The sequence below is a fragment of the Lactobacillus sp. A27 genome, from assembly GCF_016742815.1.
Taxonomy (GTDB): Bacteria; Bacillota; Bacilli; order Lactobacillales; family Lactobacillaceae; genus Lactobacillus; species Lactobacillus gallinarum.
Map to the genome: position 1 here is coordinate 1 of NZ_JAEHNT010000003.1, position 14,183 is coordinate 14,183.

At 37.4% G+C, this 14,183-nt stretch carries 10 protein-coding genes and 1 pseudogene; all 11 read left to right on the forward strand.

The genetic code is table 11. From position 1 onward, the window contains the following. Window positions 1–178 (forward strand): annotated as a pseudogene (locus tag JEM49_RS00365) (phosphate acyltransferase PlsX); the annotation flags it as partial. A 30-nt stretch (window positions 179–208) separates the two neighbouring features. Further along, window positions 209–451, forward strand: coding sequence for an acyl carrier protein (acpP, locus tag JEM49_RS00370; RefSeq protein WP_025005836.1), 243 nt, complete (start codon window positions 209–211; stop codon window positions 449–451). Between the two features lie 121 nt (window positions 452–572). Continuing rightward, window positions 573–1,607 carry an ABC transporter ATP-binding protein gene (locus JEM49_RS00375; RefSeq protein WP_087235454.1) on the forward strand — a complete coding sequence of 345 codons (1,035 nt, stop codon included), beginning with the start codon at window positions 573–575 and terminating at the stop codon, window positions 1,605–1,607. A gap of 3 nt (window positions 1,608–1,610) precedes the next feature. Continuing rightward, the gene (locus JEM49_RS00380) at window positions 1,611–2,597 is read left to right on the forward strand and encodes an ATP-binding cassette domain-containing protein (protein ID WP_201873069.1); all 987 of its coding nucleotides are present in this window, start codon (window positions 1,611–1,613) and stop codon (window positions 2,595–2,597) included. 2 nt (window positions 2,598–2,599) lie between these two features. After that, window positions 2,600–3,559, forward strand: a complete 960-nt coding sequence (gene opp4B / locus JEM49_RS00385; RefSeq protein ID WP_201873072.1) for an oligopeptide ABC transporter permease — start codon at window positions 2,600–2,602, stop codon at window positions 3,557–3,559. Window positions 3,560–3,573: 14 nt separating this feature from the next. After that, on the forward strand, window positions 3,574–4,506 hold the full coding sequence (locus JEM49_RS00390; RefSeq protein ID WP_201873075.1) for an ABC transporter permease: 933 nt from the start codon (window positions 3,574–3,576) through the stop codon (window positions 4,504–4,506). 218 nt (window positions 4,507–4,724) lie between these two features. Then, window positions 4,725–6,494, forward strand: coding sequence for an oligopeptide ABC transporter substrate-binding protein (locus tag JEM49_RS00395; protein ID WP_201873077.1), 1,770 nt, complete (start codon window positions 4,725–4,727; stop codon window positions 6,492–6,494). 207 nt (window positions 6,495–6,701) lie between these two features. Continuing rightward, window positions 6,702–8,471 carry an oligopeptide ABC transporter substrate-binding protein gene (locus JEM49_RS00400; protein WP_201873079.1) on the forward strand — a complete coding sequence of 590 codons (1,770 nt, stop codon included), beginning with the start codon at window positions 6,702–6,704 and terminating at the stop codon, window positions 8,469–8,471. A gap of 109 nt (window positions 8,472–8,580) precedes the next feature. Beyond that, window positions 8,581–9,267, forward strand: a complete 687-nt coding sequence (gene rnc / locus JEM49_RS00405; protein WP_025005830.1) for a ribonuclease III — start codon at window positions 8,581–8,583, stop codon at window positions 9,265–9,267. A gap of 14 nt (window positions 9,268–9,281) precedes the next feature. Beyond that, window positions 9,282–12,851: a chromosome segregation protein SMC gene (smc, locus tag JEM49_RS00410; protein ID WP_201873089.1), complete on the forward strand. Its 3,570-nt coding sequence runs from the start codon at window positions 9,282–9,284 to the stop codon at window positions 12,849–12,851. After that, window positions 12,852–14,162 carry a signal recognition particle-docking protein FtsY gene (gene ftsY, locus JEM49_RS00415; protein ID WP_025005828.1) on the forward strand — a complete coding sequence of 437 codons (1,311 nt, stop codon included), beginning with the start codon at window positions 12,852–12,854 and terminating at the stop codon, window positions 14,160–14,162. The last annotated feature ends 21 nt before the right edge of the window (window positions 14,163–14,183 follow it).

Sequence of the window (14,183 nt, forward strand, 5' to 3'; positions counted from 1 at the left end):
ATCAAAGTTTGATACAGCTAAGTATGGCGGTGCAGTTTTGCTTGGAGTTAATGCACCAGTGGTTAAAACTCATGGCCGCTCTAATGAACGTCCAATTTATTTCACTTTAAAACAAGTTGATAAAATGATTAAAGAAAATTTGGTGCAAGATTTTAAAGACGAATTCGCTACAAAATAGTACAATAGTTTATTAAAAAGGAGAATTTGTATGACAGAAGAAGAAATTTTTAATAAAATTAAAACCTTAATTGCCGATAATTTTAATGTTGATCAAGATAAAATTACTGAAAATACTAATTTTACAAATGATCTAGACGCTGATTCTATCGACTTAGTTGAATTTATTTTGCAACTTGAAGATGAATTTGGTTCAGAAATTCCTGATGACGAAGCTGAGAAAATTAAGACCGTTGGTGACGCTGTATTATATATTAAGTCACATCAAGGTTAATTTCCTAAAAAAAAGCCCTGTCGTTATTTGCATACGACCGGCTTTGTGTTTATAATTAGAAAATAAATAGAAAAGATTAAACAGCTTTTAATAAAAGAAGCTATAAATGGAGGAATGACCTTTGGAAAAGCAGAGTGATCTATTACTAGATATACAGCACCTGCATACGGCGTACCGTTTGCAAGGGAAGTTCTATGATGCTGCGGACGATATTAATTTAACTTTAAAGCGCGACGAGATTTTAGCCATTGTTGGTGAATCTGGTTGTGGTAAAAGTACTATCGCTTCAAGTATTATTGGATTGTACGACCATAAAAATACTAAAGTTACAGGGGACATTCTTTATAATGAATTGAACCTTGTTGGTTTGAATGAATCATTGTTCAACAAGATTCGTGGAGATAAGATCGGGATGATCTTTCAGGATCCACTTGCTAGTTTAAATCCATTAATGCGTGTTGGTGACCAAGTTGCCGAGACTCTTTATTACCATACTGATATGGATGAAAAAGCACGTCACGCACGAGTTATTGAATTATTTAATCAAGTAGGAATGCCTAGACCTGAAGAAATGTACGAGATGTACCCACATGAACTTTCAGGTGGTTTGCGTCAGCGTGTAGTTATTGCGATGGCTATTGCATGTAAGCCAGAAGTAATTATTGCTGATGAACCAACTACTGCTTTGGATGTAACTATTCAAGCTCAAATTTTGGACTTGCTAGAAGATATTCAAAGACAGTCACATTCAGGTATTATCTTGATTACCCACGACTTGGGCGTTGTGGCTGAGACTGCTGATGAAGTTGCGGTTATGTATGCTGGACAAATTGTTGAAAAATCAGATGTTAAGACAATTTTTGAAAATCCACTTCATCCATATACAAGATCACTTCTTAATTCAATGCCTCAATCTGATGATACTGATGAAGACCTTCATGTTATCAAGGGTACTGTACCATCTCTTAAGAATATGCCACGTAGTGGTGATCGATTTGCTGCAAGAATTCCTTGGATTCCTGCAAGTGCCCATGAGGAGGAGCCACGTGTTCATGAGGTAGCACCTGGTCACTGGGTAAGATGTACCTGCTGGAAGACATTCCACTTTGAGGATGAAGACAGTACGCAAAAAGCAACAGCAGCAAGCGGGGAGTAATTTATGGCAAAAGAAATTATCCAAATAAAAGATTTAAAAGTCTATTACCCAATTCGCTCCGGCTTTTGGAACAGAATTACAGATTATGTTCGTGCCGTTGATGGTGTAAACTTCTCAATTAACGAAGGTGAAACCTACGGTTTGATTGGTGAATCTGGTTCTGGTAAATCAACTACCGGTAAAGCAATCGTTGGGGTTGAAAAAGTTACTGGCGGACAAATCATGTATAAGGGTTTGGACGTCACTAAGGCAAGCAATCGTAAGAAGCTTGATTATAACAAAGATGTTCAAATGATTTTCCAGGATTCAATGTCAAGTTTGAACCCTCGTAAGAGAATTGAAGACATCATTGCTGAACCGATTAGAAACTTTGAAAATTTGACTACCGATCAAGAACGTGATCGTGTACAGGACTTGCTTGACATCGTAGGGATGCCTAGTGATGCAATTTACAAGTACCCACATGAATTCTCTGGTGGTCAACGTCAAAGAATTGGTGTCGCTCGTGCCGTTGCTACTAACCCTAAATTAATTGTTGCCGACGAACCAACTTCTGCTTTGGACTTATCAGTTCAAGCTCAGGTTTTGAACTTCATGAAGCATATTCAACAACAATACAACATTGCATATCTCTTCATTTCTCACGACTTAGGTGTTGTTAAGCACATGTCAGAAAACTTAGCTATTATGCACCGTGGTCGTTTGGTTGAATTAGGTAGTCGTGAAGAAATTTACAAGCATCCAATTCACATTTATACTAAGCGACTTCTTTCTGCTATTCCTCAAGTTGACGTTGAACATCGTGAAGAACATAAGAAACACCGTGAACAAGTAGAAAAAGAATTCGAGGAAAACCAAAGCAAATGGTATGACAAGGACGGACGTGTATATCCATTGCAACAGGTTGCACCTAAGCACTGGGTAGCATTGCCTGAAGATATGGCTCAAGAAGCTGAACTCAAAGAACGAGAAGAAAAGGAGAGTGATTAAGCATGTGGAAAACAATCTTACGGCGTTTGTTAATCATGATCCCACAATTGATTATCTTGAGTCTGTTGGTCTTCTTGCTTGCTAAGATGATGCCAGGTGACCCATTCAGTGGATCAATTAACCCTAACACCGACCCTAAACAAATCGAAGCTTTAAGAAGAGCTGCTGGTCTTTATGATCCATGGTATGTTCAATACTTTAGATGGGTAGGCAACTTATTCCATGGTGATCTTGGTACAAGTTATATTCAACACGTACCTGTAACATCATTAATTGCAGACCGTGCAAAGAATACTTTCTGGTTATCACTTTTGACAACTATCTTAACTTATAGTATTGCGATTCCTCTTGGTATTACTGCTGGTCGTCACCAAGACCAATGGCAAGATACTGGTGTACAAATCTTTAACTACATTACTTTAGCTACACCGGGTTTCGTATTCTATATCTTAGGATTATGGCTCTTCGGCTTTACCTTGGGTTGGTTCCCAATTTCAGGTTCAGTTTCAGCCAACGCCTCAGGATTCTGGGGTGTACTTGGCAGTAGACTTTACCACATGATTTTTCCAGCTATCTTGTATGCCTTGATTGCTACTACTGGTACTGTACAGTACTTGAGAACAGGTATTGTTGATAACAAGGTTGAAGACTACGTTAGAACTGCCCGCAGTAAGGGTGTTCCTGAAAATGTAGTTTTCCATAAGCACATTTTGAGAAATTCATTATTGCCAATTGCTGCCTTCCTTGGTAACACTATTACTGGTCTTCTTAGTGGTTCAATGATTATTGAAAGTGTCTTCAGTTATCCTGGTATGGGTAAGTTGTTCCTTGACTCAATCAGTCAACGTGACTACACCACTTTAACTGCTTTGATTCTTATCTTTGGTATCTTGACTCTAATTGGTAACTTGTTGTCAGATATCATCATGAGTATTATTGACCCACGTATTAGAATTCAATAGGGAGGAGAGAAGAAATGGCTGATAAAAAGAAAGATACTGCTACAAAGAAAGCAAGTAAAAAAGACGCTACACCAAAGGCTACTCTCCCACCTTCTGGATTCAGGGTGGCTGTACGTGAAATTTTACGTTCTAAGTCTGCACTTACAGCTTTAATTATCATTATTTTAATTTTATTGTTTACTTTCGGTGGTTCATTGTTTTTGAACAGAGCACAAATTACTGAAATGAACATCGTTGACGCATACTACGGTTGGGGCCAAGGGGGTCACCTTCTAGGTACTGACGATGGTGGTCGTGATATTTTGAAACTGCTCATCATGGGTGGACGTAACTCAATCATGATCGGTATCTCAGTTACTGTAATTATTGAAATTGTTGGTTTGGTAGTCGGATTAGTTTCTGGTTACTACGGTGGTGTTGTTGATGTCATCATCATGAGAATAGTTGACTTCATCCAAATTTTGCCACAAATGCCAATTATCATTGTTTTGACTACAGTTATTCCTAACTACAACGCTGTAACTTTGGTATTCTTGATCGCGATGTTCGGATGGACGACGACGGCACGTTATTACCGTTCATTCATTCTGTCGCAGCGTGACCGTGACTACGTTTTGGCATCAAAGACTTCAGGTTCATCTAACTTCCAAATTATGTTCCGTGAAGTTTTACCTAACATCACTTCAATGATTATCATTGACGTTGTTTTGACTATTGCTGGTAACATTGGTATTGAAACTAGTTTGTCCTACTTGGGTTATGGTTTGCCAACTACAACTCCATCACTTGGTACTTTGATTGGATTCGCGGATGACCCAGTTAACGTTATTAACCGTCCATGGTTATGGCTCCCAGCTACTATCTTGCTTTTGGTTATTTCCTTAAGTATTAACTATGTTGGTCGTGCCTTACAACGTGCAGGTGACGCAAGACAACGTGAAAATTAATAATCTAATAAATATATTAAAACAGCTCTATCGCTTGATAGAGCTGTTTTTGTGTCTGCATAATAATAAAGTTATGCAATTCTAATAAAATAAAAATTAAAATTAATTTCATAAAACTATTGAAAAACTAATATATCGTGGTATTATTTAATCATCAACTTGATTCAAAGATTATTAATAAAAAACATAAAAGATGTCCTAGATGGAGGAATAATTATATGAAATTAGCAAAGATTTTAGGTTCTGTAGGAGTAGTTTCCGCAGCCGCATTAGCATTGGCTGCTTGTGGTCAAAGCGGTAGCAGTAATAACCAAGGAGCAAAGGATGCTAAGAAGTTTCCAGATTCAACTCCTAAGAAAGCTACCAAGCAAGGTGGTACCGTTTCTGTAGCATTGGAAACTGATACTCCATTTACTGGAATCTTTTCAGATGAATTATCAACCTCCGCAATTGACTCAAGTGCAGCTGCACCTGGTGAAGAATCATTATTCGATACTGATGATTATTACAGAATTAACAATAAAGGTGCCGCAACTATGAAACTTGACCGTAAGGCCAAGACAGTAACCATCACTGTTAAGAAGGGTGTTAAGTGGTCAGACGGTAAGCAAGTAAATGCTAAAGACCTTGAATATCCATACGAAATCTTGGCAAACAAGAAGACTCAAGCACAACGTTACGATTCAACTCTTGAATCAATTCAAGGTATGAAAGAATACCACGAAGGCAAGGCTAAGACTATTTCCGGTATTGAAATGCCAGATGGTGAAAATGGCCGTACAATTGTAATTCACTACAAACAAATGAGACCAGGTATGTACTTCTCAGGTAACGGCTACTTCTGGGAATCAGCTGCACCATACCACTACTTAAAGAATATTCCATTTAACAAGCTTCAATCATGTGACCAAATCAGAAAGAAGCCATTATACTTTGGTCCATTTAAGCTTGATAAGCTTGTTCGTGGTCAATCAGTAACTTGGGTACCAAACAAGTACTACTGGAGAGGTAAACCAAAGTTAAACAAGGTTGTAATCCAAGTAGTTAACCCTAACTCAGCTTCACAAGCTATTAAGAGTCACAAGTTCGATATCACTGGCGTAATTAACTCACAATGGGATCAAGTTAAGAACACCAAGGGTGTTAACTGGGTTGCTCAAGTTCCATTGGCATACAGCTACGTTGGTTTTAAGATGGGTAAATGGGACGCTAAGACTGGCAAGAATGTCATGGATAAGAACTCCAAGGTTGCCAACAAGTCATTGCGTCAAGCTATTGGTTACGCAATGAACATTGATGCCGTTAACAAGCGTTACACCCAAGGCTTGAGCTTCAGAGTTAATACTTTAATTCCTTCAGGCTTCGGTGCATACCACGACAGCAGCATCAAGGGCTACAACTACAACTTGAAGAAGGCTAACCAATTATTGGACAAGGCTGGCTACAAGAAGAAGGGTAAGTGGCGTGTACAACCTAACGGTAAGCCATTAGTACTTCACTTTGCTACTATGTCAGGTTCACCAAACGCTGAAGCTATTGCTCAAAACTACTTACAACAATGGCACAAGATCGGTTTGAACGTTAAGCTTACTGGTGGTCGTTTGATGGAATTCAACTCATTCTACGACAAGGTTCAACACGATTCTAAGGATATCGACTTCTTCCAAGCAGGTTGGAGCTTAGCTTCTGAACCATCACAAGGAAGCATGTACGGTGAAACTTCACCAATGAACTACGAACGTTTCGTAACTCCAGAAAACAACAAGTTGCTTGCTGAAATGGACTCAGAGAAGTCATTTGACACTAAGTACCGCGTAAAGGTCTTCCACCAATGGCAAAAGTACATGTACGATGAAGCCTTTGTAATCCCAACCAGCAACTCATACAGTATCAATGCTGTAAACAACAAGATCACCGGTTACTCAACTAAGCCATCACAAAACAACAACGGGCACCAATTATGGTACCAAGTAGGTTACGCTAAGTAATTAGGCACACTAGTAAAAATCTCCAAAATTCTAAACAATAAATAATCCTTTACATAAACTTTCATATTATAAAATCTAATAACTAACATAAAAAAGCGACAGATATCTTAAAAAAGATACCTGCCGTTTTCATGCTGTTGTAACTTTTTTGTAATAGTGATATTATGGATAAGTCAACTTGTTCCAAGTTATGGAGGATTTTTACTAATGAAAAAGGCAAAAGTTTTTGCTGGCATTACACTTTTATCAGGTGTTGCCCTTACACTAGCAGCTTGTGGTAAATCTGGCTCTAATGCCAATGAAGCTTCTAACGCCGCTAAATTTAGCCAAGCTGTTCCAACTAAAGCCACTAAAAATGGTGGTACAGTAAAGGTTGCGGTTGAAACTGATACACCATTTACTGGAATTTTTAATGATGAACTTTCAACTTCTAATACTGATAGTGAAGTTATGCAATATGGTGCTGAGAGTCTTTTTGGTACCGATGATCACTATGTGTTCAACAATAAGGGTGCAGCTACTATTAAGATTGATCAAAAGGCTAAGACTGCAACTATTAACATTAAGAAGGGTGTTAAGTGGTCAGATGGTAAGCAAGTAACCGCTAAAGACTATGAATATGCTTACGAAATCATTGCTAACAAGGATTCTAAGTCACAACGTTACACTGCAAGTTTAGCTGACTTGGTAGGTTTGAAAGAATACCACGAAGGCAAGGCAAGCACTATTTCTGGTCTTGAAATGCCAGATGGTGAAAATGGTCGTAAGGTTGTTCTTCACTTTAAGAATATGAAGCCAGGCATGAACACTAGTGGTAACGGCTATATTTGGGAAGCAGCTGCACCATACCACTACTTAAAAGATGTTAAATTCAAAGACTTAATGTCTAGTGATAAGATTCGTAAGAGACCGTTGTTCTTTGGTCCATACAAGTTACAAAAACTTGTTCGTGGTCAATCAACCACTTGGGTTCCTAACGAATATTACTACAAGGGCAAGCCAAAGATTACTAAGATTACCGCTACTGTAATCAACCCTAACTCAGTTGCTCAAAGTATTAAGTCAAACAAGTTTGACGTTATCCAAGTTATCAACTCACAATGGCCAAACGTTAAGAATACTAAGGGCGTTAACTTCATTGCTACTGTTCCACTTTCATACTCATACCTTGGCTTTAAGGTAGGTAAGTGGGACGCTAAGAAGGGCGAAAACGTAATGAACCCTAAGTCCAAGATGAACAACAAGGCTCTTCGTCAAGCCATTGGTTACGGTATGAACGTTAACCAAGTTGCTAAGCGTTACTCATACGGCTTAAGCTTTAGAATTCCTACTTTGATTCCTAAGCAATTCGGTGATTACTTCGATAAGGATGTAAAGGGCTACACTTACAACCTTAAGAAGGGTAACGAAATTTTGGACAAGGCAGGCTTTAAGAAGAAGGGCAAGTATCGTGTACAACCAAATGGTAAGCCTTTAACTATCCGTCTTGCAGCTATGACTGGTACTTCAAACCAAGAACCAATCGTTCAAAATTACATTCAACAATGGAAGAAGATGGGCTTGAATGTTAAGTTGACCGGTGGTCGTTTAATTGAATTCAACTCATTCTACGATAAGGTTCAACATGATGATCCATCAGTAGATATGTTTATCGGTGCCTGGTCACTTTCAAGTGAACCATCACCAAACGACCTTTACGGTGAAAAGTCACCAATGAACTATTCTCGTTTCGTAACTAAGAAGAATACTCAACTTCTTGATGAAATGGACTCACAAAAGGCATTTAATCACAAGTACCGTGTAGATAAGTTCCACGAATGGCAAAAGTACATGGATGACGAAGCTTACGTTCTTCCTGTATCAAACAGTTACACTATTACTGCAGTTAACAAGAAACTTACTGGCTACTCACTTAAGCCATCTGACTCAATGGGTAATGGTTTCCCTAACTGGTACAATGTTGCTTATACTAAGTAAAATTAAGCTTAAAAACGAAAAGTCACTTCTAATTCTAGAAGTGACTTTTTTGCATTCAAAATATAGCACTAAAACTGGTATAATTTAAAGGTATAAAAGGGGCAATTTTATGGTAAGTACAAAATTTCTAAAAAAATTAAAAGATGAATATAATATTGAATTTAATAATGAAAAGCTATTAGAAGAAGCATTTACGCATTCTTCATATTCAAATGAGCATCCTAACGATGGAATTCGTGATTATGAAAAGTTGGAATTTTTAGGTGATGCCGTTCTTGAATTGGCTGTTTCTGATTATTTATACCGTCATTATCCTAAATTAAATGAAGGAGAATTAACACGGTTAAGATCTAATATTGTTAGAACTGAAGGATTCTCTGAATTTGCGATTGAATGTGGTTTTCAAAATGAAATTCATTTAGGTAATGGTGAGGAAAAAGCTGGTGCTCGTAATCGTAAAACATTGTTGGAAGACGTTTTTGAAGCATTCAATGGCGCTTTATTCCTTGACCAAGGGATGCCAGCAGTTGAACATTTTTTGCATTTAACTGTTTATCCATTGATTGATAAAGGCGAATTTGATGATTCACGTGATTATAAGACCGATTTGCAGGAGTTATTACAACAAAATGGTCCAGTAAATATTGAATATTCGGTACTTAGTGAATCACAATTGCCATCACATTTTGTAGTTGAATTAAAGATTAATGATCAAGTTCAAGCACAAGGTGAAGGTCATAACAAGAAAGCTGCAGAACAACAAGCCGCTAAAGCAGCTTTACAAAAATTAGAGTAAGGGGATTTAAAAAGGTGCCATTAACAGAATTAGTGCTCGATGGTTTTAAATCATTTGCTGACAGAACAACTATTCATTTTAATGATGGAATAACTGGTATTGTTGGTCCTAATGGTAGTGGTAAAAGTAATATTACAGAAGCTATTCGTTGGGTAATGGGTGAATCCAGCGCTAAGTCTCTTCGTGGAACAAACATGAAGGACGTCATTTTTGCTGGTAGTCAATATCGTAAGCCATTAAATAAAGCTGAAGTTACCTTAATTTTTGATAATCGCAAACGTGAATTAGCATTTGATACGGACGAAGTTTCAATTACTAGAAATATTTTACGTTCTGGCGATAGTGAGTTTTTGATTAATGGACAGCAAGTCCGCATGCGTGATGTACGGACGCTTTTTCTTGATTCTGGTATATCGCAAAATAGCTTAGCCATTATTTCTCAGGGACGAGTTGATCAAATCTTAAATTCACGTCCGGAACAGCGCCGCGTAATTTTTGAAGAAGCTGCGGGTGTGCTTCACTTTAAACAGCAAAAAGAAGCAGCTCAAGGGCAACTTAAGAAGACTCAAGATAATTTGATTCGAATTAATGATTTAGTAAAAGAACTTGAGGGCCGCTTAGAGCCGCTGCATGAACAAAGTTCGCTAGCCAAAGAATATAAGTTTCAAAAGGCTGGTTTAGATAAAGAACTAAAGAGTTTATTAGCATTTGAAATCGAAGATATTAATAAGCAAAAAGAAACTATTCAAAAATCAGCTGATAAGAATAAGATTTTATTATCAAAATTAGATGCTGAAGTTAAAGAATCTCAAAATGCGGTCTCAGAAAAAAGAGCAGAGTACCAAAAAATTCGGGATGAACGAGAAAAAGTTCAAAATGAATTATTAAAATTAAGTCAGCAATTATCAGATTTGAATGCTAACTTGCAAATGGCTGAACAATCACGTCAATTTGATGATGCTACTAAGATCGAATATCAAAATCAAGTTGAAACGCTGAAGAAGAGCCTGGTACAACTGAACGCTCATTTGGAAAGTTTACAAAAAGATCAAGCTAGCCTTAAGAAGCAACAATCGGTTTTACAAGAAAAGCGGGATAAGCTTACAGGTGAATTGAGTGAAAATCCAGAAGAACTCAATAAGAAACTGGAGGATTGTCGTAACGACTACATTCAATTATTGCAAGATCAAGCTGCGGTTAACAATCAAGTAATTAACTTGAATACTGAGCTAAAACGTAGTAAGGCTGACACCACTTATCAAAGCAATGATGTGGGTAAACAACTATCTGAAGCTAAAGCAGAACTGGAAAAATTACGAGCCGAAGGTAAAGATCTAACTGCTAAACGTAAAGACAAAAATGCGGCTTTTGCTGAAGCCAGTGATCAAAGTAATGACTTGAATGATCAAATTAGGCGTCTGCAGCAAACAGTTAATGATGAGCGGAATAAACTGGAAAAGATCGAAGCCCGTCATGAAGCTTTAATTAATATTCAAAAACGTCATGAAGGTTATTACTACGGTGTCCGTAACGTCTTGAATCATTTAAATGATTTTCCTGGCGTAATTGGTGCCGTAGGTGAGTTGCTTACTTTCCCAGCTGAACTTGAAGCAGCGATGACTACAGCTCTTGGTGGCGGCGTTCAAGATTTGATTACAGATAGCCGTAATAGTGCTAAAAATGCAATTAATCAGTTAAAACGCAGTAGAGCTGGTCGTGCCACATTTTTGCCATTAGATGGGTTACGCCAATATACCATTCCACAATCTACAGTAACTACCTTGAAGTCCTTTAATGGATTCAAGGGAATTGCCAGTGAGCTAGTAGAAAGCAAAACGGATCATAATATTACTGCCGCAATTAATTACTTGTTAGGCAGTGCTTTGATTGTCGATACAATCGAAAACGCAATGGCAATTTCTCAACGAATTGGTCGTTATCGAATAGTTACTTTAGATGGGGATGTTGTTTCACCGGGTGGTTCTATGACCGGTGGACAAAAGAACCTGCGCAATAATTCACCATTGCAGACGGCAACTGAAATTAATCAGTTAGAAAAGCAAATCAGTAGTTTAACTAGATCATTTAAGGAAGACCAAGCACAATTAAAAGATTTGGTTGATCAAAGCGTTAAAGTAGAAAATAAGTTGCAAAAATTGCATGATTCTTTGCAAGAAATTAATCAAACGATTAATGAAGCAGCTATTTCTTTCCAAAATCAAGAAAAAGAGGTTAAGCGACTTCAAGATGCTAATACTTTATATGAATCACGTGTGAAGCAGCGGAATGATCATATAGTTGAATTGCAAAAGCAGATTGCAGAAGCAAATGATAAGCAGGCTCTTTTATCTAAACAAGGTGAAGAGAAAAAGAGCCAAATGAATGAATTGCAATTACGTATTAAGAACTTTAATAATTTAAGTCAACGTGTGCAAAGTGAATTATCCAAGCTTGATCCACAAATTGCAGTTTTCGCAAATAAATTAGAAAATCTAGCTGTTCAAGAAAAAGATAAACGCAATCAAATTGATAATAATAAAAAGCAGGCTGCTGATTTAAAGGAGAAATTAACAGATCTTAATCAAAATGGAGAACTTTCTGTTAAGAAGAACACCGATTTAAAGAAGCAGAAGGAAAAAATTAAACAAAAGAACGAACAACTGCAAAATAAATTAAATGAGCTTAGTTCACAACTCGGACAATTTGATGCGCAAATTAATCAGTTAGATCAAGTTGCTAGCCGAAATTATGATTTGCGTAAGGATGCGGCAATCGAACAGGAAGATTATTCTGTTAAAATTGCAAAGTTTAATAGTTTGATTGATCAACGCTTAGAAACTTTGTGTGATGATTATGCATTAACATTTGAAGCCGCTATTGCTCAAGCTGAAGGTCAAAATGATCAAGAAACTCGAGAAAAATTAGCTAAAAGTGTTAAACTGCATCGAATGTCACTTGAAGACATTGGTCCAGTTAATTTGGATTCTATTCAAGAATATGAAGATGTTAAAAAGCGTTATGACTTCTTGAATGGTCAACAAAATGACTTGCTTAAAGCTCGTGATGACCTTGAAAAATCAATGAATGAATTAGATGAAGAGGTTAAGAGTCGATTTAAAGCAACATTTGAGGCAGTGGCTGAAAGCTTTAAGCGGATTTTCCCACTTGTCTTTGGCGGTGGAAAGGCTAAGCTTGAATTAACTGAACCAAATAATTTATTAGAAACAGGAATTGAGATTATCGCTCAGCCACCTGGCAAGAAGTTACAGCGTTTAAGTTTGCTCTCTGGTGGTGAACGGGCATTAACTGCGATAACATTATTATTTGCAATGTTGCAGGTAAATCCAGTACCATTTTGTTTACTTGATGAGGTTGAAGCAGCGCTTGATGATGCAAATGTCACACGTTTTGCTCAATTTTTACTTAAATATAATTTAAAGACACAGTTTATTGTGATTACTCATAGACGAGGAACAATGAAGCAAGCTGATCAATTGTATGGTGTGGTAATGCAAGAATCTGGTATATCTCAAGTATTGTCAGTATCATTAAAAGAAATGAAAAAGAAAAACGGGGTGAAATAATTGGGATTATTTGATCGAATTAAAAAGTCTCTCTTTGGTAAAAAAGATGACGAAGAAGAGAAAAAAGAAGAGCAGGAAAAACAAGAAGAAGTAGAGCAAAAACAGGACGATAGTGAAGCAGTTGCTCAAGAGGAACAATCTGAAGAATCTGCTGAATCTGACAAGCAAGAAGAAACAGAACCCATTGAAGAGGATAACGAGTCTGAAGCTTCAGAAGAAGTAGCAGAGGATGAAGAAGAGCCTGAATCTGAAGAAACCGCTGAAATTGAAGAGGAACAGGAAACAGAACCTCAAGAATCTGAAACTACTGAAGAGGCGGAAACCGAAACAGACGAGGAAGAACCTGAAACTGAAGAACTAGAAGAAGATGAAGATTCCTCACAAGAAGAACTTTATGAAAAAGGTTTGGAAAAAACCAATAAAGGTTTTGGCGCTCGACTTAATGCATTCTTTGCTAAATTTAGAACTGTTGATGAGGACTTCTTTGATGATTTGGAAGATTTATTGATTGAATCTGATGTAGGTTATGAGACAGCAGAACAATTAACCGATGAACTTCGTGAAGAAGCCAAATTGCAAAATGCCAAATCTCGTGATGATCTGAAAAAGGTTATTGTTGAAAAATTGGTTGACTTGTATGACAAGGGTGGCAACAGTGAAGATGAAAAGTTAATTTATCACCCCGAAGATAAGCCTAATGTTTATCTCTTTGTCGGCGTCAATGGTGCAGGTAAAACTACTACTATTGGTAAGCTTGCAAAACGCTTTAAAGATGAAGGTAAGTCAGTTATCATGGCTGCGGCTGATACCTTCAGAGCCGGTGCCGTAGAACAATTAGTTGAGTGGGGCAAACGCGTTGATGTTCCTGTAGTAACTGGAAAAGAAAAAGCTGATCCTGCTTCTGTTGTTTATGATGCAACTGAACGTGCAATTAATGAAAAAGCTGATTACTTGTTAGTTGATACTGCTGGCCGTTTGCAAAACAAAAAGAACCTCATGGCTGAGCTAGAAAAGATTCAAAGAACTATTAAAAAGCTTCTGCCTGACCAACCAACTGAAACATTATTGGTTCTTGACGGTTCAACCGGACAAAATGCCTTGCTCCAAGCTAAAGATTTTGATAAGACAACCAAATTAACGGGTCTGGTTTTAACTAAGCTTGATGGTTCATCTAAAGGTGGGGTAGTCTTGGCTATCCGTAATGAGATGAACTTACCGGTTAAATTGGTTGGACTTGGTGAAAAAGCTGAAGATTTGGCTGATTTTGATGCCGCAAATTATGCAATTGGTCTTTTCCATGGCTTAGTCTAGTGATAAAGTTTAAGTGTATAT